The sequence below is a fragment of the Arcobacter sp. AHV-9/2010 genome (assembly GCF_004116575.1).
Lineage (GTDB): Bacteria > Campylobacterota > Campylobacteria > Campylobacterales > Arcobacteraceae > Aliarcobacter > Aliarcobacter skirrowii.
This window is the reverse complement of record NZ_PDKH01000005.1, coordinates 42,039-65,064: the sequence shown is the minus strand read 5'-3', so window position 1 is coordinate 65,064 and position 23,026 is coordinate 42,039. Positions and strand designations below refer to the sequence as shown.

The following is a 23,026-nucleotide window of genomic DNA, read 5'->3' as shown; positions in this document are numbered from 1 at the left end:
CTCTTTGTTTGGTTTAAAACTATTGAAATTTAATATTTAATAAGATGTAAACATTTGATTGTTTCAAATATTCACATATTAATTTATATTATTAAAGAGATCTTTTATAGATGGAACTTTTTGATTAGTTATATCATTTTTCATAATATCACTAGCCTCTTTATCTATATTTGTAGGATTGTCATTTATTTTTGAATAATTTTTTATAACTCCAATATTTGAGTTAATGTTACTTTTATGGTCACTATATGTTGATGAAAATTTATGTAATCCAGTTGTCTTATCTCTTACAAAATATAAATAGTTGCTTTTTACAGGAAATATCGCAGCTTTTATTGCATCTAAACTTACAGCACAAACTGGATTTTTAGGAATTCCTCTATTTCTATAAGTATTGTATGAACTATTGTCCTCTTTTATTCTCATGGCAGTTACAATAGAGTTTGAGTATTCACCATAATTTAAAGTTCCATCCATTTGAAGTGGCATTTTTCTTTTTAATCTATTATAAATTACACTTGAAACTATTGGCATTTCATCAATAGTTGCAGCCTCTTTTTGAATAATTGATGCTAAAGTTACATATTTATACCACTGCTCTTTATTGTAAGTTCCAAAAATCTTATTTGAATACTCTTCATATTTTTGATTTGTATGTGATAGAAGGAATAGAATAATCTCCTCTTCACTCATTCCAATTGGTAGAGAGTAAGTTTCTGCTAATATATTTCCATCTAACTTAAATGAGTATTTATTATATGTTTCATACAATTTTTTTTCATCTAGGTTAAACTCACTAGCAATTTTTTTTATAAAAAAGTAATAAGTATCTCCAGGTATTAAAGTAATAGATTTTAATGCAGCTTTAGATTTTAAAAGTTTGATTAAAAAATCCATTTTTGTAAGTTTATTCTCTTTTAGGTCAATCCAGCCACTTTGAACATATCCAAAACGGCTTAATATTATCTCATCTATCTTATTTAGTTCGTAAGAATTTTTATTTAAGTATGATATAATTGACTTTGTACTGCCTTGTGGAATATATAAAACCTTCGATGTAACTACTGGCATAGTAAGATAATAAAGTATCATAATAGAAACAATAAGGATAATATTTACAGTGTTTATGAGTCTTAAAAAAGCATTAGTTCTACTTTTAATTTTTCCAATATTTTTAACATTTATGCTTCTATCTTCTGGTATATTTATCAACTCATTCTCACTTTTTGGTATTAAGATTTCGCAATTTTATATTAAGTTAGATAAAAAGCTTATATTAAAAGTTGATAATATTGAATATAGATATATTTCAAGTAAAGCAGAAGACTCTTTTGAGGCTTCAAAAAAAGATTTAACAATTCTTCCAAAAGTTATAACTCTATTTAAAGAGATAGATATAAAAAACTTATCTATAAATAATAATAATTTTTCAATACTCTTTAAAGATAATAATCTTCATTTAGAGAATAAATTTATATCTGTTTTAGTAAAAATAAGTGGTACAAAAAGTAAGATTTTTTTAGATCTTGAGAATTTATACTTAAAAGATTATCAAGTTAATTTTCAAGGTAGAGCAAACCTTGATTATTTTGATAGAGAGTTAAACTATAAGGGTTTTGTATATTACAAAGATATGGTTTTAGAATCAAATATTGGAATTAAAGATGGACTTATGAAATTCTTTATCAATAGTAAGGAGTTTAGTAATTTACATTTTTTAAAAAAATATTTAGATTTACCTGCAATTGCTAACTCTTGGTTGTATGATAATATAGATGGAAAATTTAAATTAGACTCCTTTTATGGAGAGTATGATTTAAATAATCAAAATATGATTCTTGGCTCTTTGGAAGGCTTGCTTACAATAACTGATGCAAATATTAAGTTTCATAAAGATTTGGACTTTGTTAAAGCAAAAAGATTAGATGCAAAATTTGAAGATGGTTTTTTAAAAATCTCATTAGTTGATGCGTTTTATAAGAATAAAGAGTTAAAAAATAGTTTTGTTCAAATAAACAATATTGAAGATAGTAAAAAAGGTGAAGTATTAATAAATATTGAGACAAAAACTTCTTTAGATAGAGAAATTTTAGATATTTTAAGTGCTTATCATATAAATTTACCACTTATTCAAAAAAGTGGAAAAACAGATGCAAAACTACTTTTGACTATTCCATATAGCAGTGAAAAACAAATAGGAGTAAATGGTGATTTTGATATTGAGCCTTCAACTATTGCTATTGGAAGTTTTGAGTTTAAAACTAATAACTCAAAAGTTATTTTAAATAATGATAAATTATATATTAAAGATGCAAGATTTATCTATAAAGATATTGTTGATGCAAAGACAGATTTAATTTTTGATTTAAAAAATTTAAAAGCTGTTGGTGAGGCTGATATTAAAAAAATATATTTGGCTGTAAAAGATGATTCAATTATTGATTTAAAATCTAAAAGAAGTGATATCTCAATGGATTTTAAAGATAAAATAGAGATATCTTTAAAAGAGCTTGGTGTAGATATAAGTTATGATGAAAAATTAAATATAAAAATTGATGATTTATCAAAATTTTACAACTATTCAACTATTTTAAAATCAAACTCTATAAAAAATGGAAATATTTTAATAAATATTTTTGATGAAAACAATATACATTTTGAGGCAAATATTAGTGGATTAGAGCTTCCTTTAAAAAAAGATGGTAAAAAAGTTGATTCATTGGAAGTTTATGCAGATATTATAAATAATAGTATAAAAATCTCTTCAATAGATGAGAGCTTAAAATTAAATATTGATAAATATATCTTTATTTATTTGGACAGTTATGAAGTGGTAGTTGAAAATAGATCTTCAAAAGATAAAAAAGATGGAATAAAAAATATTAAAGTAGAGTTAAAAAACTCAACTCTTAATATATTTTCACAAAAATTTTATATAAAAAATGGAGAAGTTAAGTTTGAAGATGATGAATCTATCTTATTTAATGCGTTAGTTGCAACTCCAAAACTCCCTATTATTTTACACAAAAATAAAAAAGAGGTAGATTATTTGGATATAAAGGGTAGATATAAAGATGATATTGTTGATATCTCAACTATAAATGATGATTTACTTCTTAATATTGATAAAAACAACTATACAATTTTTACAAAAGAGTATGAAATTTTTTACAATACACCAAAAAAAGATGATAGTATTGAAAATATTGAAGAAAAGAGTGATAGTAAACTTGAGATTAAGTTATTTGTAAGTGGTGAAGATACAACTTTTATTTTAAATAATAAAAATAGAGTTATAGCTACAAAATATGAGTTAAATATTGATGATTATAGAAAGTTTTTATATTTAGAAAATAAAGATATGAAATTTACATATAGTGAGGAAGAAGAGGGTTATTTAGATATCTTTTTATCTGATGCAAATAGTAGTTTTATAAATGCACTTGCAGATAAAAAAGTTTTACAAAATGGTAGTATTGATATGTTTGCAAGTGGAACAATGCAAGATTTAAAAGGTGAACTTTTTGTTAAAGATAGTTTAATAAAAGATCTATCTTTAATAAACAATATTCTATTTTTTGTACAAACATCTCCTGCTTTAATAAACCCTTTGTTTGCAATCCCATCAGCTTTAAATATAAATAATATTGGAAATTATAGTATTCAAAAAGGTAGAGTGGAGTTTTCTTATAGTAATAAAACAAATATTTTAGATTTGAAAAATATTAATGTTATTGGAAATGGAATGGATTTTGAAGGTGATGCTAAAATATTTTTAGATAATCACACTATTGATTCATCGTTAAATCTTATATTTATGAAAACATACTCAAATGTTGTAAATGTTTTACCTATTGTAAACTATATACTTCTTGGAGATAATAAAAGAGTTGAGAGTAAAATACATTTAAGTGGTGATTTAAGTGATCCAAAAATAGACTCAAACTTTTTAAAAGATAGTGTAAATGCTCCTGTTAATATTTTTAAAAGAGTTATTAATTCACCATTTGATATATTTAATAGTCTAATGAAAAAAGAGGAAGAGAAAAAAGAAGAAGATGAATAGAATTAATCTACTCATTTCTTAAAACATCAATTACATCGATTTTTGTAGCACGACTAGCTGGATAGTAAGATGATAAAAATACAATAATTATTGCACCAATTATAATTGAAAAAAAGTCAGATATTGCTAAATCTAAAGGTAATTTTGCGCTTCCATAAACATCAGCTGGTAAAGATACTATATCAAAAGTATCTAATAAAAAATAACCTACAAATCCTAAAATAATTCCTAAAATAATTCCACCAAATCCAATAGTAATTCCAAGCTTTAAAAATATTGATTTAATCTCTTTAGAGCTAGCTCCCATTGATAAAAGTAGGGCTATCTCTTTTCTTCTGCTCATAACAGTCATAAGAAGTGATGAGATGATATTTAGTGAAGCTATTAGAATAATTAGCATTAAAACAATAAACAAAGCTCTTTTTTCCATCTTCATTGCTGCAAAAAAGTTACCATTTTGTTGCCACCAACCTACAACTCCAACATCTTTATTCTCTAAAAAAGTTCTTAATTTTTCAATATCATCAAATGCATTCTCTGAGTGTATATGAATTCCATCATAAATATTTTCATTTTTTTGTAAAATAGTTTGTAAAGCTTCAATTGATGTGTACATATAAGCTTTATCATAAGCGCTTAAGCCTGAACTAAATGATGATATATATTCAAATCTTTTCATCTTTGGCATCAAAGAGAAACCAGCTGGATTTAAATCTGTAAAATATAAAGTTGCTTTAGCAGATTCAAAAAGATATAGTTTATCACTTATTCCAATACCTGTTATAATATCAAACTTATTTGGAACTAAATCCTTTAATGCATCTTTATATATTGGATTTATCTCTTTTTCTAAGTTTGGAACAACTCCAAAAACAACTCCACCACTCATATTATCACCATTTTGAATAATAGCTTGAGTTGATATAAATGGTGAAAATTTTAAATCTTTAAACGCTAGCTGTAAATCTTTTAAAAGCTCTTCATCTACAGCATTTGAAGTTTTTCCATATATTGTAAGAGGATAGTTCATAGTAAATAGTTTACTTTCAAACTCTTTTGCAGTTCCATTCATAATTGCCATTGATAATATTAAAACCATAACACCAACAGCAACACCAATAAATGCCAAAATAGCACTTATTGATATAAATGGATTTTTTTTATCAAATTTAAGATACTTTTTTACAATAAAATTTATAAGTTTTTTATTCAAACTAGTTTCCTGCTACCAAACCTCTTTTAGGTCCACTTTTACCACAGCACTGTTTATATTTTAAACCGCTTCCACAAGGGCAAGGCTCATTTCTTGCAATTTTTTTCTCACTACTTTTTACAGCCTCTTGAGCAACATTTGTAGTTGTATGTTCATTTGATTTTTCCATATTAGCTTTGATTTTTTCTAAAGCCTCTTGCTCTTTTTTTGCATCCTCTTTGCTTTGAAGTTGAATTGTAAATAGTATTTTTATAATCTCAATTTTAATATTTGAAACAAGCTCAACAAATAGATTGTAAGACTCTTTTTTATACTCAACTAAAGGATCTTTTTGGTTATAACCTCTTAGTCCAATTCCAGTTTTTAAAGTATCCATTGAGTATAGATGCTCTCTCCAAGCACTATCTAAAATTTGAAGATAGAGTATTCTTTCTATCTCATTTCTCTGTTTTTGTGTTGTAACACTCATTTTTTCTTCATAAACTTCTTTTAAAACTTGAGCCAATCTATTTTTTAAACTCTCATAATCTTCACTTTTAATATTTTCAACTGTTAATATTAAATGAAGTTCCTCTTTGATTTTTGCAATAATTTGTTCATAGTTAAAATCCTCTTCACTTTGAGTTGCAAAAACATTTGATTCAGCTAGAAGATACTCTACATAATCATAACTATTCTCTTCGATTTTTGAAGATATATCATAATCCTCTTTTAAAAGATCATTTCTAAAGTTATATATAACTTTTCTTTGTTCATTTGCAACATCATCATACTCTAAAAGATGTTTTCTACTTTCAAAGTGCATAGATTCAACCTTTTTTTGAGCATTTTCAACAGCTCTTGTAACCATTCTTGACTCAATATATTCACCCTCTTGAATACCAAGTCTCTCCATGATAGTTCTAATTTTATCACTTCCAAATATTCTTAAAAGATTATCCTCTAAAGATAGGTAAAATTGCGATTCTCCAACATCTCCTTGTCTTCCACTTCTTCCTCTAAGTTGGTTATCAATTCTTCTACTTTCATGTCTTTCAGTTCCAATAATTGCTAATCCACCAAGAGCTAAAATCTCTGGAGTTAATTTGATATCAACTCCACGCCCAGCCATATTTGTAGCAATTGTAACAGCACCTTTTTGACCAGCATCAGCGATTATTTTTCCCTCTTTTTCGTGCTGTTTTGCATTTAAAACAGTGTGAGGAATTTTTTTATCTGATAAAAATTTATGAAGTTTTTCACTCTTCTCAATACTAGCAGTTCCTACAAGTACAGGTTGTCCTTTTTCGTGATAATATTTTATTTTTTCACAAACAGCATTAAACTTTTCTCTCTCTGTTTTATAGATTAAATCGCTTTTATCAACTCTTTTAATTGGAACATTAGTTGGAATTGATACAACATCAAGATTATAAATTTGTGCAAACTCTGTTGCCTCTGTTTGTGCAGTTCCAGTCATTCCTGAGAGTTTTTTATACATTCTAAAGTAGTTTTGATATGTTGTATCTGCTAAAGTTTGACTCTCATCTTGAATAGCAACTTTCTCTTTTGCTTCAAGTGCTTGATGAAGACCTTCACTAAATCTTCTTCCTTCACTAAGTCTTCCTGTAAACTCATCAACAATAATAATTTGATCATCTTTTACAACATAATCAACATCTTTTACAAAAAGATAGTTTGCTTTTAATGCTTGATCAAGTGAGTGTGAAAGCATCGCATTCTCTATTGAGTATAAGTTATCAACCCCAAAAAGTTCTTCAGCTCTTATATGACCAGCTTCAGTTAAACTAACTGTTCTATTCTTCTCATCAACAATAAAATCACCTGTAGTAACTGCTTTTTCTGTAGGATTTGTAGGTTCAGTTATAGTTCCACGCTCTAGTTTTAAAGCTATCTCATTTGCTTTTATATAGTTTGAGTTTTTATGATTTGTTGGACCACTAATAATTAGTGGAGTTCTAGCTTCATCAATTAATATAGAGTCAACTTCATCTACAATTACAAAATTATGACCTCTTTGAACTTTTTCATTTAAATCATAAACCATATTATCTCTTAGATAATCAAATCCAAAAGAGCTATTTGTTCCATATGTAATATCACAAGCGTATTGCTCTTTTCTTATAAAATCATCTTTTATGCTATCAATTATAGCTCCAACACTAAATCCTAAAAACTCATATAGAGGTTTTAACTCATTAGCATCTCTTTGTGCTAGATAATCATTTACTGTTACAACATGAACACCTTTGCCTTCCATTGCATTTAAACAAACAGCGATTGCTCCAACAAGAGTTTTTCCCTCTCCTGTTTTCATCTCAGCAATATCACCTTTATTTAAAACCATAGCACCAATTAATTGAACATCATAAGGTCTCATTTTTAAAACTCTATGGCTAGACTCTCTAACAATTGCGAAAGTATCATTTAAAATATTATCTAAAGATTTTTCCTCATTTTGTACAAGTTTTTTTAGATTGTTAAACTCATTTTTTAACTCATCATCACTCATTTTTTTGTACTTATCTTCTAAAAGAGTAATTTCGTTCGCTCTTTTTCTATATTTTTTTACTACTCTATCATTTCTTGTACCAAAAACTTTTGAAAAAACATTTAGCATATAATTTAGTTCCTTTTCGTTATAATGAAGCTTGATTATATATAAAAAAAGGTTAAAAAATGTTTTATAGAGTTACTTTATTGCTATTATTATCAACAATCTTTCTACAAGCATCAATAAAAGAGTTTCAAAATTTAAAAACTCTTCAATCAAAGTTTATACAAACTATTACTTCAAGTAGTAATACAAAAATTGATTATAAAGGTGAGTTATTTATAAAAAATAGTGGAAAAATTTTATGGAGTTATCAAGAACCAGTTAGAAAAGATGTATTTGTAAATGGAAGTGAAGTTATAATAAATGAACCTGATTTAGAGCAAGCTATTATTACAAAGCTAGATAAAGAGATAGATATGTTAAAGATGTTAAATGAGGCTAAAAAAATAGATGAAAATATCTATAGCTCTAAAATAGATAAAACAGAGTATAAAATAGTTTTAAAAAATGGAAAAATAGATAAGATTTTATATAAAGATGAGATTGAAAATAGCGTTGAAATAAAATTTATTGATACTATTTTAGATGGTGAAATTTCTGATAGTAAATTTATGTTTAATACTCCTTTAGGGTATGATTTAATAAGAAAATAGATATAATTATCTCTTAGGTAGATTAGACAATAGCTTGAATTCAAGAGGAAAGTCCGTGCTACAGTGAAGCAAGGTTCCATCTAACGGATGGCTAGAGTAATCTAAGGGATAGTGCAACAGAGAGAAGACAGCCAATTTATTGGTGATGGTGAAAGGGTAGGGTAAGAGCCTACCAGTGTTTTGAGCAATCTTAACAGCTATGTAAACCCAACCTGTAGCAAGAAGACCTGGTATAAGCTTCACATTTTTGGTCTTCGCAGGAAAGCTAAAGTGATTTGGCTTCTAGATAAATTATTGTCAAATACATAACACGGCTTATAAATCTACCTATTTAAAATCATCATACTTTTTATTATATTTTAGAGTAAAACAAGCAGATTAAAATCTACTTGCTTCTATTATCAGCCTCTTTAGCATATTTATAACCTAAATCATAAGCTTTATTATTCATATCGTGTAGTTTTGCAGGAACTTTTGAAAGCATAGCCTCTCTTAAAACCTCTTTTGGAATTGTTTCGTTTGTAAAATAGTTTGCAATTGCTAATGCTAAAATTGATTGAGTAATAACATTTCCAACTTCATCTTTTGCAATTGTAATAATTGGAATTTCAATAATATTCCATCTTTTTCTATCTTCTTCACTAGGGTTTACTAAGTTTGGTTCAATTACAATTGTTGCACCATCTTTAACACCTTTTTTAAACTGATTAAAAGATATTTGAGCAACTGAAAGCATAAAATCAATCTCACCATCATTTGCATATGGATAAATAATCTCTTCATCTTGTAAAGTGATATCAACAACAGTTGGACCACCTCTTACTTGCGATGTATAAGTTGCTGTTTTTAATCCATATCCACCATTGTTTATTTTAGCAGTTGCAAAAATTTCACCAGCAAGTAAAACTCCTTGTCCACCAACCCCTGTAAATCTCATTAAAGTTCGATTTTGTGACATTTTAGCTCCTTACAACTCAACCATAGTTTTGTTTTTGTGAGCCTCTTGAACTTTTTTATAAGCTTCACAATACTCTACTGCATTCTCATCTTGTTTTAAAACTCCTGTTGGAAATTTTCCAATTTTTTGATCATCTTCAAGCATATCAAATTTTGTTTTTGCTAAAGAGATAGAGTCTATCCACTCTAAGTTTGCAGTTGCACTTGCCATTTTATTTTTTCTTCCTAAATTTACATGGCAGTTTGAGAATACCTCTACAAAAGAGAAACCTTTATGTTCAAGTGCTTTTACTAAACTTTTTTCTAATTTTTTAGGATCAATCATAGTCTCTCTTGCTACAAAACTAGCACCTGCTGCTTCAACTAATTTACAAGCATCAAAAGTTGGATCAATATTACCTCTTTCCATTGTTGCTGTCCACATTCCTTTTGGAGTAGTTGGACTTGTTTGAGAGTTTGTAAGACCATAAATAAAGTTGTTTATAATAATATAAGTTAAATCTATGTTTCTTCTAGCTGCATGAATTGTATGATTTCCACCAATTGCAAGACCATCACCATCTCCACCAACAACAATTACCTTTTTATCTGGATTTACCATTTTAATTCCAGTTGCATAAGGAAGAGTTCTTCCGTGAGTTGTGTGAACAGTATTACAGTTTATATATGAGCTAAATCTTCCAGAACATCCAATTCCAGAAACAACACAAACATCATCCATATTCCATCCAAGTTTATCAATTGCTCTAATTAAAGCTTTTAATATAACTCCATCTCCACATCCCCAACACCAAAGTGTTGGCATTTTATCTGTTCTTAAATATTCATCATAGTTAAAAGCCATATTACATTCCTTTTACTTTTTCTATTATTTCAATAGGTGATAGAGGTCTTCCATTTGCTTTTAAAAGTGTATCAAAGTCTCTTCTTCCACTAACTCTTTGTATCTCTTGAGTGTATTGTCCCATATTAAGCTCTGCAACTAATACTTTTTCAAATCTGTTTACAAGTTCATTTAATCTTTTCTCAGGGCTTGGCCAAACTGTTCTTGGTCTAAACATTCCAGCTTTTATTCCCTCTTTTCTAAGACGATTAACAGCCTCTTTAGCTCCAAGTGAAACAGAACCATAAGCAATGATTAGAATTTCTGCATCATCTAGCATATACTCTTCATTTGATTCTAGCTCATCTGTATGATTTTCAACTTTTTTAAACAGTCTATTCATTAAAGCATCACAAACAACACCATCTTCTGTTGGATGACCTGTTGGTCCGTGGTGAAGCCCTGTAAAATGGTATCTATACCCTTCAAACATTGGATTTAAAACAGCTGGTTCATCATCTTTTACACCATAAGGAAGATAATCTTTTTTATCCCCATCAAATCTTTTTCTATAAACTCTATTTTTTTCTACTTCATTTAAATCAGGAATTATAGCCTTACCAGCCATATGCCCAATTGTCTCATCAAGTAAAACAAAAATAGGTTGCATAAATCTATCTGCTAGATTAAATGCTCTTACCACTTCTGTGTAGCACTCACTTAAATTTCCAGGCATTAAAGTAATTGATTTTACATCTCCATGAGTTGGATTTTTTGCTTGTAAAAGATCACCTTGTGAAACTCTTGTTGGAAGTCCAGTTGAAGGTCCTCCTCTCATTACATTTATAACTACAAGTGGAACCTCTGCAATATATCCAAGTCCTAAATTTTCAGCTTTTAGTGAAATTCCAGGTCCTGAAGTTGCTGTTAAAGCTCTTTTCCCACTCATTGATGCACCCAGTGCTGCACAAATTCCAGAAATCTCATCTTCCATTTGCATACAAACTCCACCATTTGCAGGTAGTTTTGAAGATAAAACATGCATTATTTCACTTGAAGGGGTAATAGGATAGCCACCAAAAAATTCACACTTTGAATCAATAGCTGCTTGTGCTGCTAACTCATTTCCAGTTGATATTAACTCTCTTGCCATAATTAAACCTTTTTATCTTCATCTAATAATTTATAATTATTTTTTATAATTCTCTCTTGTCTCTGTTTTGATTCAGGAGTCAATTTTGAGAATTTAAACTCTTTTTTATCTGCTACAAAAATAGCAAAATCTGGACAAGATAATTCACAATCGCTACAACCAATACAAGATTCAGGATTTATAACAGTAGCCATAGCACCAAGTGTTGAATGAATCTCTTGTCTCATTGCAAGAACTCCAGCTGGACAAACAGATACACATCTATCGCAAGCTTTACATCTACTTTCATCAACCCAAACAGGGGTATTTAAAGGAGCTTCAAAATTTGACATATTTTTCCTTTATAAAATATAATAAAAATTTATAAACTTTATAATTTTTGCAAGAATAATACCAAAGTCAAGCTTATTTTATTAAAAGTAAATATATAAAAAGTTTGGATATAATAAAAACTTTAAAAAATAAGGATTAGTTTTTGTTACTCTATCAACCTATAAATGGTTATTGCTATAATAGTGATACACATTTTTTATTTAACTTCATATGTAAAAATTTAGAAAAATATAAAAATATAAGTGGAGAGCTTTTAGATATTGGAAGTGGAAGTGGAATTCTAGGACTACTTGTAGCAAAAAAGTTTTCTAAACTTAAGCTAAATCAAGTTGAAATTCAAGAAATTTTTCAGTTTTTTTCAAATAAAAACTGCTCTACAAACAAAATTGATTCAAATATGTTTTGTGGCTCATTTTTTGATATTGATTTTCCTATAAAGTTTGATTATTTAGTTTCAAACCCACCATTTTATCACTCAGATGTTATAAAAAGTGAAAATGAAAATTTAAAAATTGCAAGATACAACTCATCAATGCCACTAAAAAATTTTATAGAAAAATCATCAAAAATATTAAAACCAAATGGAAAACTATTTTTTTGTTATGATGCTAAACAGTTATCACAGATTATTATTTATTTAAATGAGTATAGATTAAATATAGAGTCAATACAGTTTGTCTATCCAAAAAAAGATAGTGATGCTAATTTGGTTTTAATATTTGCAAAAAAAGATTCAAAATCATTACTTAAAGTTTTACCTGCTTTAATAGTTTTTAAAAAAGATTCAACATTTAAAAATGAGATTAAAAAAATATACAAAAATATAAATACTCATAGTATAAAGGCTAGTATTGAGTAATTTACTAAAAAAAGATGGATATAGTTTTTCATTTAATCCAAAAGCTTGTGAGAGTTGTGGCGGAAAGTGTTGTACAGGAGAGAGTGGTTATATTTGGATAAATATTGTTGAAATAGAGCGACTTAGTAAACATTTAGATCTTACTATTGATGAGTTTAGTAAAAAGTATTTATATAAAGTAGGGTATAAATATAGTTTAAAAGAGGTAGAATTTGAGCCAAAAGTTTATTCTTGTTGTTTTTTTGATAACATTAATAAAATGTGTAGCATATATGAATTTAGACCAAATCAGTGTAGAACATTTCCTTTTTGGGACTATTTTAAAACAAATAAAGAGGAGCTTAAAAAAGAGTGTATAGGTATATTAGATTTATAACTGTTATTGCTATTCTATTTTTTTTAGGCTCTTGCACAAAAGATATTTTTAGTATTGAAAATAGAGATAAAAATATTAAAAATGAAGATAGTTTTTCTGAAAATAGTATTAATGAAAATAATAAAAAAATAGATATAAAAAAATATTATTTAGAAGATTTTTTTATATTAAGTGCTTATGATTTAGAGGCACAAAATAGTTATGAAGAGGCTAGAGAGATATATTTAAATCTTTTTTTTAATACTAATAATTCAATATATTTATTAAATTATTTAAGAGTATCATTACTTATGAATGATTATAAATCTATTGTTGAAAATAGTCAAAAATATTATTTTGATAATATGAAAGATGAAGAGGAGATTTTAAGGCTTTACAGTTTTGCACTTTTAAATCAAAAAGATTTTGAAAATGCTTTAAAATATGGTTTAATTTTAGTTAAAAAATATAAAAATTCAAATAATTATGAACTATTAGGAAATATATACCTAGCAAAAGAGGATTTTAAAAACTCTTATGAATCATATTTAAAAGCAAATAAATATTCAAATAGTGTTAGTTCTATTCATGCTCTAAGTGGAATAGAGTTTTTTAAGTTTAATCAAAAAGATAAAGCAATTAATAGATTGCAAATAGCAATTAAAGATAAAAACTATAACTATCTTTTACTATTACAAGCACTTCTGTTTTTTGATACATTAAAAGATGATGAAAAAGTAAATAATCTATTAAAAGATAGTTATAAGTTTTATTTAGAAAATAATCTATTTTATGAAAAGCAAGAGCTTATAAATCTTATTTTCGAACGATTTAAAACTGAAGATGAAATTATAAATTTTTTAGTAACAAGCGGTATTGAAGATGATTTTTTATTAAATTTATATATATCAAAAGGTGATAAAAAAAATGGTTTGAAATTAGCCTCTAAACTATATGATATCAATAAAATAGATGATTTTTTAGCATATCAAGCTATGTTTAGATATGAAATTGCTTTAGAAGATAAAAATTTAAATAATAAAGAGCTAAAAGATATTATCTCTATACTTGAAAAGGTTGTTGAAACTTCTTCAAGAGCACTTTATCAAAACTACTTAGCATATATTTTGATTGACAATGATAAAGATTATTTAAAAGGTATAGCTCTTGTAAAAGAGGCTTTGTATCAAGATCCTGAAAATTATGCTTATATTGATACTTTAGCTTGGGGAGAGTATAAAATTAAAAATTGTAAAAAAGCTCTTGAATTAATAAAGATTGTAATTGAAAAAGTTGGTTTTGAGGATAAAGAGGTAAAACTACATTATGAAAAAATTAAGGAGTGTATAGAGAATGATATTAGATAAAATAAATAGACAGACATTACAGGATGTAAGAGATAGAGAGAAAGATATCTCTTTTAAAGAGCTTGAAAATATTATAAAAGATGGTAAATTTTCTACAAAAGATGTAAAAAAGTTTTTAAAATCAACGAAAGACGAACCTATTAGAATAATTGCAGAGGTTAAAAAAGCAAGTCCAAGTAAAGGTGTTATAAAAGATGATTTTAATCATTTAGCTATAGCAAAAGAGTATAATGAATTTGGTGCAAATGCAATATCTGTTTTAACAGAACCACACTTTTTCTTAGGTAATTTAGAGTATTTAAAAGAGATAAAAAAAGTTACAAATATTCCACTTTTAAGAAAAGATTTTATTCTTACTAAATATCAAATAGCAGAAGCTTTAATATATGGAGCCGATTTTATTCTATTAATTGCAAAATCTTTAGAGCAAAAAGAGTTAAATGATTTATATAATTATGCAAGAAGTTTAGATTTAGAAGTTTTAGTAGAGATTCATGATAAAGAGGATTTAGATAAAGCTTTAAATAGTGGTGCCAATATTATTGGAATAAATCACAGAAATCTAAAAACATTTGAGATGGATATGAGTTTATGTGATAAGTTAATACCACTTATTCCAAAAGAAAAAATTATAGTTGCAGAATCAGGTGTATCAAATAAGGATGTTATAAAAAGACTTCACAGTATTGGTGCTGATGCATTTTTGATAGGTGAGCATTTTATGAGAGTATCTAGAATAGAAGATGAGTTAGTTGAGTTTAAAAACTCTTTAAAATAAGTTAATTAATAAAACTCAAGCTATATTTAGCTTGAGAGTATTAACTATTTTTTATCTTTTTCAATAGTAGCTTCACTTGCTACATTTGAATCTTTTTTATCAAAGATATTCTTAGACTTTGATTCGTCTTTTAAACTATTTTCTTCTTTGTCGCTCTTTTTAATAAGGCTATTACCTTCAAAAATACCTTTAGCTTCAATAATGAACTCTTCAGATTCTACTGTTCCTTTTACTTTACCTTCAGGTTTAATATCTACCTTTGTAGCATTAATCATACCTTCTGCTAAACCTTGAACTACAACTCTATGAGCATTTATTTCACCTTTTACTTGACCATTTACACCAATATTTATCTCTTTTTGAGAGTAGATGTTTCCTTCAAAAAAACCATCAATGTATAAATTACAAGATAGTCTTATATCACCTGTTATTTTAGTTCCTGAAGTGATAATTGTAGTTGAGGAGTCGGCTCTTGAACTCGTAAGTTGCTTATCGCTGTTATTAAAGAATGCCATGATATATCAGTTTCCTTTTCAAAAATTTCTGTATAGTTTTTTATATCCCATTTTGCAAATGTTACAGGATCTAAAGTCTTTGTTAAAAAACGAACCTCATAATGTAAATGAGGACCATTACTTCGCCCTGTATTTCCAGAGTAAGCTATTAAATCCCCTTTTTTAACGAAGTCGCCAGATTTTACCACATTCTTGTTTAAATGTGAGTAATAAGTTTGAAATCCATAAATATGTTGAAGAACTATTAAATTGCCATTAAATTTATCATAAGAGGATTTTTTAACAACTCCATCAGCAGTTGCATAAATTGGTGTTCCTATAGAGGCTCTTAAGTCAACACCCATATGAAACAATTTTTTATCTAAAATGGGATGTTGTCTATATCCATAAGGACTTGTAACTCCTTTATATTCAAGAGGATAACCATTTGGAACTAGTTGTAAAATTGTTGCTCTTTGTTCAGAATCTAGCTTTGCTATATCGACTCTTTTTTTCAAAGAACTCTCTTCTTCTGTAGTTGAAAGACCTATTAGGTTCTCTATTTTCGATAAGTAACTAGCGGCTTCTGATATCTCTTCATTTTTTTCAAGTAGTTCAGATTGAGTTTGACTTACAAGAGAGCTTAGCTCTTCATTTACTTTTTGTGTTTCTACTAACTCATACTCTAAATTAATCTTCTCTTTATCTATTTTATTTAAAGAGTAATTTAGAAAAAAAGTTGTTATTAAAGATATTGAAAATATTGATACTAATGAAATTAATGTGTAAAAAAGAGGTTTTTGGGGGACTCTTAGTTGATGAATACCTCTTTCATAATTAATGGTTATAGTAAAATACTCTTTTTTAGGTTTCTCCATGTTCTCTCCTACAATTAAGTAACAATTTTAGCTAAATGAAATAAAATTTATCTTAAGTAAAATACTATGCTAAAAGTTTTTTCACCATCTCATTTATTCTTTTTCCATCTGCAACACCTGCAAATTTTTTAGAAGCAGCTCCCATAACTTTTCCCATATCTTTTAAGTTTGTTGCACCAACTTCACTTATTACTTCTTTCATTCCAGCTTCAAGCTCAATATCGCTTAACTGTTTTGGCAAATATAGCATAAATACATCAATTTGCTCTTGCTCTTTTTGAACTAAATCATCTCTTGAAGCAGCACTATATTGAGAAATTGCCTCTTCTCTTTGTTTAATTCCTCTTTGAATTAGCTTTATAACTTCAGCATCATCCAAAACTCTTCTTTCATCAACTTCTATCTGTTTTATCATTGTATTAATAGCTCGTATAGAGTCCCTTTTTACGACCTCTTTATCTCTCATGGCTTGTTTTAAGTCTTCGTTTAATTTCTCTTTTAATGACATATTTTCTCCTTTTATATTTTTCAAATTAGTTTAATTATACTTTTTTAAGAATTAAAACTTTCAATCAACTCCTCAAGATTTAAAAATCTTTCAACTTTTTCTTCATATAGAGCTTTTGTATCTTCAAGCTCTTTTCCTAGTGCTACAATTCCCATTTTTTCATAACATTTTGGGTCTGCCAAGCAGTTGTTTATCTCTTCTATTTTAGCCTCAAGCTCTTCAAGCTCTTTTGGTAAACTATCATAATCTCTTTGATCTTTATAAGACAACTTAGTCTGTTTTTTAGGTTCATTTACAACTTTTACAGATGTTTTTTCTTTTTCTAATTCAAGTTCTAAAGAGTCAAGCTCTTTTAGCTCTTTTTCAATTTGTAAATATTCACTATAAGGCTGGAAACTCTCCATAATATGACCATTTCCAGTAAATACAAAAAGTTTTTTAGCAATCTTATCTACAAAATATCTATCATGAGATACAAATATTAATGCACCTTGAAAGTTTTGTAAGTACTCTTCTAAAATATTAATTGTTGGAATATCTAAGTCGTTTGTAGGCTCATCCAAAATCATACAATCAACTCTTTTTGTAAAAAGTAGGGCAAGTGCAACTCTATTTTTCTCCCCACCACTTAAAACACCAACTTTTTTATCTAAATACTCTTTTGGAAATAAGAAGTTTTTTAAATATCCAAAAACATGCATATTTCTTCCATCATCAAGTACAACTCTATCTCCACCATTTGGACAGAATATCTCTAAAATAGTTTTATCATCATCAAGCATCTCTCGCTGCTGATCAAAATAAGCTATTTGAAAATCACCTTTTTTGAAACTCCCTTTATCAATCTTCATTTTTTCCATAAAAATTTTAAGTAAAGTTGATTTTCCACTTCCATTTGGACCAACAATTGCAATAGTATCTTTTTGTAAAATTCTAGTTGTAAAATCTTTGATTAGCTCTTTATCACCCAATGTTTTATAAATATTATCAAGTTCATAAAGCATTTTTTTCTTATTTTGTTGTTTCTCTTCACTATTAAAAGATTTTTGCTCTCTTTGAAGCTCTATACTCATCTTTTTTATTGCTGCTGGATTTGTTTTGGCTTTTTGTTTTAAATCAAAATATTCAGCTTTTCTTCTTTCATTTCTTTTTCTTCTTGCAGTTACTCCGTGTTGCATCCAGTGGGCTTCTTGTTTTACAAGCCTAAGTAAGTTTTCATGCTCTTTTTGCATATTTGATAAAATTTGTGCTTTTTGTTCTAAATATGAAGAGTATCCGCCGTTGAATCTTCTTAGTTCTCCACCTTCAACTTCAATAACATTTGTAGCAATATTATCAATAAAATATCTATCGTGAGATATAAAAAGTAGAGTAAAGTTGTTTTTTAAAAGTAACTCCTCTAAAAACTCAACCATATAAACATCAAGGTGGTTTGTAGGCTCATCTAAAAGTAAAATATCTGGTTTTTTTAAAATCAATCCAGCCAAGCTAACACGACGCTGCTCTCCACCACTTAGTAAATTTACATCTTTAAACTCATACTGTTTTAGTTGGAACTCAACTAAAACTCTCTCAATCATATTGTCCAAATCCCAAGCATTATGAAACTCTAAAAAAGATGCTAAATCACTCTGTCTTCTTAATAGATTATCATCTTCATAGTTTGTCATTAACTCATTTGTAATTTTTTCATACTCTAGCTTTGCACTTTTAAGTTCAACTAGTTGGTTCTCAATAGCATCTCGTACACTTAAATTTGCTTTAAATTTTGGTTGCTGGTCTAGCATCTCTATTTTTACAGATCTATCAATAGACATTTCACCGCTATCTGGTTCAACTAATCTCATAATGATTTTAAATAGAGTTGATTTTCCTTGTCCATTTTGACCAATAACAGCAACTCTTTGCCCAGTTTGTAGAGTAAAGTTTGCATCTTTTAAAATAACTTTTGTGTCGTATTGTTTTGAAATGTTTTGTAAGTCTATTAGTGCCATATAAAGAGTGTTTTTCCTAAAAAAATAAAAAAGAGTCTATCTAAAAACTCTTTAGAGCTAAATAAGTCAATAAGATTTTAGTTTTAAAACATCTTCTATATTTGTATATTCAAACTCTTTAAAATCTATACTTTTTTCTAAAATAGCATTTACAGCCATTCTATCAGCAAGTTCGTTTCCTTCAACTCCACTATGACCCTTTACATGATTTAACTCTATGTTATTTTTAATTTTTTCATATAAAAAGTGAGACTCTTTTATAAGTTCAAGATTTTTTATCTCTCCACCTTTTTTACTCCAGCCATTTTTTTTCCAAGAGTATGCCCAAGTAGCTATGCAATCAATTGAGTATTTTGAGTCTGAAAAAATTATAATTTTTTCTTCACCAATATTTTGTGAAGCTATTTGAAGTGCTTTTAATAAAGCATTTAGTTCAGCTATATTGTTTGTTCCATTTTCAACAAATGCTCCATAGAGTAAAACTGGTTTTTGATTGTTTTGATAAATTGCTAATCCACTTCCAGCAAATCCAGGGTTTCCAGAACAAGCTCCATCGCAATAGATTGTTAAATTAAGATTTTGATTTGTCTTTTCATTTTTATAAACTGTTGCTTTTATCTTGTTATATTCTAAAATTTTATGATAATTTTCAACTATTTGATTTTGTGCTTGAAGTGATTCAATCCCTTTTAAAAGCATAAGTAAATTGAAATCATTTTTTGATATCTCTTTTGAAAATATAGTATCTTTATAGTTTATATTATCATTTGATATTTGTAAAATATCAAGTTGTGTCTGATTTAAATTATCATTAAAAGTAATTAGTTTGAAAATTTCTTTATCTATTGTCATTTTTTCTCATTTTATGGAATATAGCTCTCTTTGTTATTTATAAATTTTGTTGTGTAAAAGAGCTCTTTCAAAAATAGAATCAAAGAGATAACTAAAGAGCACATTGCTAAAATGAATAAAATAGCTATAGAAATAGTGTATTCAAAATGGAAAAATGAGCTTAAAAATATTGTAATAATTACAAGTGCAATCAAAAGTCCAGTTGTTGTTCCAAAAAATATAGCTAAATTTGTGTTATTCATTCTCATTGTTAAAAAATCTCTTCTAGCTTTAATCATATTTTTTAAATCACTACTCATATTATTTAAAGATTTTTGTTCTTGTTCAAATTTATCAAGTCTATCGACTTTATCTATGATTCTAATAAGTCTTGTAGAAAATAGATTCAAAATTCCAGCAACACCTGCAAGCAAAAAAACAGGTGCAACTGATAGTTGAATCATATTTGTAATTGAGTCTATTTCAACTGATGTTATCACTATTTTGCTTCATCAATAATTTTTAAAATCTCTTTTTGTGCCTCTAAGGCAAGCTCTATAAAGTCTGGATTTACATCATCTATTAGTTGAGTAAAAGAGTTTAAAGCTATATTTGTTTCACCATCTTTTGTATAAACAGCAATTTTGCAAGGCAGTATACAAGATATTGTAATATCACCATTTAAAAACTTTTCTGCATAGTTTGGATTACAAATATCAACTACTTGACAATTCTCATTTAGCTCTTTTCCTTTTGAATTTAGTGTTTCTTTAATATTGTGTACATGTTGAACTCCAAAACTATATTTTGGTGCTATTTGTTTTAAACTCTCTACAACTTCATCTACACTTTTATTTGAAACTTCTATATATTGCATATTTTAACCTTTTAAATTTTTGTAAAAGTATAACTAATAAAGGGTTATAAATTGATATTTAGATAGTATTGTTTTTATGATTAATGAAAATAAAAAAGAGAAAATAGAGGTTTATTTTGATAAAGAGTGCCCATTTTGCAACTCTTATGTAAACTATTTAAAAATAAAATCTAATATTTAGAAGTTTTAACAGTAAATTAACAGAGCTTTGAAATAATCTCATAAATTTTTATAAAGGATAGAATTTATGAGATTAAAATACTCAATATTTGCATGTATTCTTTTACATTCAAATATAGTTGCAGAAGATAGAATATCTTTAGATACAGTTTCTGTAACAGCTACAAAATATGAAAAAGCAACAAAAGATATTAGTGAAAGTATTGCTGTTGTTGATGAAAAAACAATAGAAGATAAAAATATCTTAAATGTTCAAGATGCACTACAAACAATTCCTGGAGTAATAGCAGAATCAACTTCAAATAGTCCTAGTCCAAAATTAATTATTAGAGGTGCTGGATTAAAAGCTAGATTTGGTGTAAGAGAGATAATGGTTATGAAAGATGGAATTCCCATGACAGATCCAGATTCATTTACAAGATTTGATTTTATAGATATGCAAGATGTTTCAAGTATTGAGGTTCAAAAAGGACCTGGTTCAATAAATGCAATTAATTCAACTGGTGGAGTAATTCAGCTTATTACAAAATCAGTATTTGAAGAGGATAAAAATCGTATAAAATTTGGTGTTGGAAATGAGAATCAAAGAAATGTGAATATTAAATTAAGAGAAAAACTTGATGAGAATAATTTTGTATCATTAACTCTTAGTAAAAGAAAAATTGATAACTCATGGAGAGATAATAATGAGTTTGATACTACTCAAGCAACTTTAAAATATGGACATATATTTAAAGATTACTCATCAATAGAGAATGAACTATCTTATACAGAATCAAATTTAAATCTTCCAGCTTCTATGAATCAAGCTGAGTTTGATGAGTTTAAAAGAAGTGGAGAGCAACATAATACTTCATACATTTGGCAAAATAGTGCTAGAGACTCTAAGATATTCTCATTTAGCAGTAAATATGAAAAAGAGATTGGAGATTTATTATTAAAACCAAGATTATATTTTAACTCTTGGGAGCATTTTCATCCAGTTACAGGATTGATTAATGATAGTGATGATAATAAAGTTTTTGGAACAGATTTGGAGTTTAATTTATCACATAATCTATTTAAACAAGATGCAATGCTTGTTGGTGGATTAACTTTAAAAATGGATAGAACAAAAGATGCTAAGAAGTATGAGTATAGAGATTATTATTCTACAGGTTCGGGTGAAAGAATTAGTAAAACATTATCAAATGAGAAAGGTAGTTTAGCAAATATTGAAGACTCTAAAACTATTTTATATGGTATATATTTAATGGAGAGTTTTAAAGTAAATGATGATTTAGGTTTTGATATTAGTACAAGAGTTGATAAATTAAAATTTGATATAGAAGGGAATGAGATATCGAAATATAATTATTCAACAGGTAAATATACATCAGGACAAGGAGATTATAAAATTGAAAACTCTTTTACACTTTTATCATCAAAACTTGGAACTAGTTATGCAATAAGTGATTTTACAAATATTTATGCTTCTGTTGCATTTGCTAATCAAGCTCCAACTACAAGTGAGTTAGATGAAACAAGTGATTTAAAAAAATCATCTAGTACAAATTATGAAGTTGGAGTAAAAACAAGAACAAACAATCTATCTTATGATTTAGCTTTATATCAAAACTATGTAGATGATGAGATTATACAAATTAAAGATGCAAGTGGTAACTCAATATATGATAATGCAGGAAAAACTAATAAAAAAGGCTTAGAGTTTAATCTATCTTATGATTTAACATCAAATCTTGAAATTGGTGGCTCTTATGCTTATAGCAAATTTAAATTTGATAAGTTTAATGAGAAAGTAGGGGCGAATTTAGTTTCAAGAGATGGAAATTATCTACCATCAATTCCAGAAAATCAATATGCTCTATATTTGGCATATAAGCAAAATGGTTTTAAAACAAGATTAACAACAAGAACTTTTGGAAGTTACTACATGGATAATGCAAATACGCAAAAGTATGAAGGTTATGATTTTATTACAGATTTGATGCTTGGTTATGAGTTTAAAGATCACAATATTCAATTAAATGTAAATAACTTATTTGACAAATATTACGCTTCTGAAGCTTCTAAAGATACAGGTTCAAGAGTTTCATATAAAGCAGCAAGTCCTAGAATGACAATGCTTACATATAGTTATAAGTTTTAAG

General features: G+C 27.3%; 22 protein-coding genes and 1 other RNA gene. 9 read left to right on the top strand and 14 right to left on the bottom strand.

All coding sequences use genetic code 11. The annotated features are described in order from the left end of the window. Positions 1 to 78: 78 nt before the first annotated feature. The gene (gene mltG / locus CRU94_RS08165; protein ID WP_129106294.1) at positions 79 to 1,092 is read right to left on the bottom strand and encodes an endolytic transglycosylase MltG; all 1,014 of its coding nucleotides are present in this window, start codon (positions 1,090 to 1,092) and stop codon (positions 79 to 81) included. Positions 1,093 to 1,126: 34 nt separating this feature from the next. On the opposite strand from mltG, the gene CRU94_RS08160 reads away from it, so the two are divergent. Beyond that, entirely contained in the window at positions 1,127 to 4,066 is a 2,940-nt protein-coding gene (locus CRU94_RS08160) for a YhdP family protein (protein WP_258237437.1), read from the top strand. A 7-nt stretch (positions 4,067 to 4,073) separates the two neighbouring features. Here the strand turns inward: CRU94_RS08160 and CRU94_RS08155 are convergent, their stop codons facing one another. Together CRU94_RS08155 and secA are read right to left on the bottom strand one after the other, a co-directional pair. Further along, positions 4,074 to 5,279, bottom strand: a complete 1,206-nt coding sequence (locus CRU94_RS08155) for an ABC transporter permease (RefSeq protein WP_129106292.1) — start codon at positions 5,277 to 5,279, stop codon at positions 4,074 to 4,076. A gap of 1 nt (position 5,280) precedes the next feature. Continuing rightward, entirely contained in the window at positions 5,281 to 7,899 is a 2,619-nt protein-coding gene (gene secA / locus CRU94_RS08150; RefSeq protein WP_129106291.1) for a preprotein translocase subunit SecA, read from the bottom strand. Between the two features lie 59 nt (positions 7,900 to 7,958). On the opposite strand from secA, the gene lolA reads away from it, so the two are divergent. Next, positions 7,959 to 8,489: a LolA-like outer membrane lipoprotein chaperone gene (gene lolA, locus CRU94_RS08145; protein ID WP_129106290.1), complete on the top strand. Its 531-nt coding sequence runs from the start codon at positions 7,959 to 7,961 to the stop codon at positions 8,487 to 8,489. 14 nt (positions 8,490 to 8,503) lie between these two features. Beyond that, positions 8,504 to 8,823: RNase P RNA component class A (gene rnpB, locus CRU94_RS08140), an RNA gene on the top strand. A 51-nt stretch (positions 8,824 to 8,874) separates the two neighbouring features. On the opposite strand, the gene CRU94_RS08135 is transcribed toward rnpB, so the two are convergent. The 4 genes from CRU94_RS08135 to CRU94_RS08120 are packed head-to-tail and all read right to left on the bottom strand — an operon-like array spanning position 8,875 to position 11,754. Next, positions 8,875 to 9,447 (bottom strand): 2-oxoacid:acceptor oxidoreductase family protein, encoded by a 573-nt coding sequence (locus tag CRU94_RS08135; RefSeq protein WP_129106289.1) that lies wholly within the window; start codon positions 9,445 to 9,447, stop codon positions 8,875 to 8,877. A 9-nt stretch (positions 9,448 to 9,456) separates the two neighbouring features. Continuing rightward, complete coding sequence (locus CRU94_RS08130; RefSeq protein WP_129106288.1) at positions 9,457 to 10,290, bottom strand: 2-oxoglutarate ferredoxin oxidoreductase subunit beta; 834 nt, start codon at positions 10,288 to 10,290, stop codon at positions 9,457 to 9,459. 1 nt (position 10,291) lies between these two features. Then, on the bottom strand, positions 10,292 to 11,422 hold the full coding sequence (locus tag CRU94_RS08125) for a 2-oxoglutarate synthase subunit alpha (protein WP_129106287.1): 1,131 nt from the start codon (positions 11,420 to 11,422) through the stop codon (positions 10,292 to 10,294). A 2-nt stretch (positions 11,423 to 11,424) separates the two neighbouring features. Next, entirely contained in the window at positions 11,425 to 11,754 is a 330-nt protein-coding gene (locus CRU94_RS08120; RefSeq protein ID WP_129106286.1) for a 4Fe-4S binding protein, read from the bottom strand. A 143-nt stretch (positions 11,755 to 11,897) separates the two neighbouring features. Between CRU94_RS08120 and CRU94_RS08115 the strand changes: the two genes are divergently transcribed. Genes CRU94_RS08115 through trpC form a run of 4 tightly spaced genes read left to right on the top strand, consistent with a single transcriptional unit; the run spans position 11,898 to position 15,114 of the window. After that, positions 11,898 to 12,614: a tRNA1(Val) (adenine(37)-N6)-methyltransferase gene (locus CRU94_RS08115; RefSeq protein WP_129106285.1), complete on the top strand. Its 717-nt coding sequence runs from the start codon at positions 11,898 to 11,900 to the stop codon at positions 12,612 to 12,614. Further along, positions 12,607 to 12,990 (top strand): YkgJ family cysteine cluster protein, encoded by a 384-nt coding sequence (locus CRU94_RS08110; protein ID WP_129106284.1) that lies wholly within the window; start codon positions 12,607 to 12,609, stop codon positions 12,988 to 12,990. Before CRU94_RS08115 ends, CRU94_RS08110 begins: the two co-directional genes overlap by 8 nt. Beyond that, positions 12,966 to 14,336, top strand: coding sequence for a hypothetical protein (locus CRU94_RS08105; RefSeq protein WP_129106283.1), 1,371 nt, complete (start codon positions 12,966 to 12,968; stop codon positions 14,334 to 14,336). The genes CRU94_RS08110 and CRU94_RS08105 overlap by 25 nt, the downstream gene beginning before the upstream one ends. Then, a complete protein-coding gene (gene trpC, locus CRU94_RS08100) occupies positions 14,323 to 15,114 on the top strand; it encodes an indole-3-glycerol phosphate synthase TrpC (RefSeq protein ID WP_129106282.1) in 792 nt (263 codons plus the stop codon). The genes CRU94_RS08105 and trpC overlap by 14 nt, the downstream gene beginning before the upstream one ends. A gap of 44 nt (positions 15,115 to 15,158) precedes the next feature. Here trpC and CRU94_RS08095 read toward each other — a convergent pair whose 3' ends face one another. The 7 genes from CRU94_RS08095 to CRU94_RS08065 form a co-directional block, all read right to left on the bottom strand. Further along, complete coding sequence (locus tag CRU94_RS08095; protein ID WP_129106281.1) at positions 15,159 to 15,629, bottom strand: bactofilin family protein; 471 nt, start codon at positions 15,627 to 15,629, stop codon at positions 15,159 to 15,161. Then, a complete protein-coding gene (locus CRU94_RS08090; protein ID WP_129106280.1) occupies positions 15,542 to 16,486 on the bottom strand; it encodes a M23 family metallopeptidase in 945 nt (314 codons plus the stop codon). Before CRU94_RS08090 ends, CRU94_RS08095 begins: the two co-directional genes overlap by 88 nt. Before the next feature lie 64 nt (positions 16,487 to 16,550). Continuing rightward, positions 16,551 to 16,994, bottom strand: coding sequence for a GatB/YqeY domain-containing protein (locus CRU94_RS08085; protein WP_129106279.1), 444 nt, complete (start codon positions 16,992 to 16,994; stop codon positions 16,551 to 16,553). Between the two features lie 44 nt (positions 16,995 to 17,038). Beyond that, complete coding sequence (gene abc-f / locus CRU94_RS08080) at positions 17,039 to 18,988, bottom strand: ribosomal protection-like ABC-F family protein (protein WP_129106278.1); 1,950 nt, start codon at positions 18,986 to 18,988, stop codon at positions 17,039 to 17,041. 66 nt (positions 18,989 to 19,054) lie between these two features. Then, positions 19,055 to 19,840 (bottom strand): ribonuclease H family protein, encoded by a 786-nt coding sequence (locus tag CRU94_RS08075; protein WP_129106277.1) that lies wholly within the window; start codon positions 19,838 to 19,840, stop codon positions 19,055 to 19,057. Positions 19,841 to 19,851: 11 nt separating this feature from the next. After that, positions 19,852 to 20,319 (bottom strand): DUF2721 domain-containing protein, encoded by a 468-nt coding sequence (locus tag CRU94_RS08070; protein ID WP_258237434.1) that lies wholly within the window; start codon positions 20,317 to 20,319, stop codon positions 19,852 to 19,854. After that, complete coding sequence (locus tag CRU94_RS08065; protein ID WP_129106276.1) at positions 20,319 to 20,696, bottom strand: DUF302 domain-containing protein; 378 nt, start codon at positions 20,694 to 20,696, stop codon at positions 20,319 to 20,321. The genes CRU94_RS08070 and CRU94_RS08065 overlap by 1 nt, the downstream gene beginning before the upstream one ends. A gap of 76 nt (positions 20,697 to 20,772) precedes the next feature. Here CRU94_RS08065 and CRU94_RS09735 point away from each other — a divergent pair, with 76 nt between their 5' ends. Both CRU94_RS09735 and CRU94_RS08060 read left to right on the top strand, forming a co-directional pair. Continuing rightward, a complete protein-coding gene (locus tag CRU94_RS09735) occupies positions 20,773 to 20,877 on the top strand; it encodes a DUF393 domain-containing protein (protein ID WP_258237433.1) in 105 nt (34 codons plus the stop codon). Between the two features lie 66 nt (positions 20,878 to 20,943). Next, on the top strand, positions 20,944 to 23,025 hold the full coding sequence (locus CRU94_RS08060; RefSeq protein WP_129106275.1) for a TonB-dependent receptor: 2,082 nt from the start codon (positions 20,944 to 20,946) through the stop codon (positions 23,023 to 23,025). The last annotated feature ends 1 nt before the right edge of the window (position 23,026 follow it).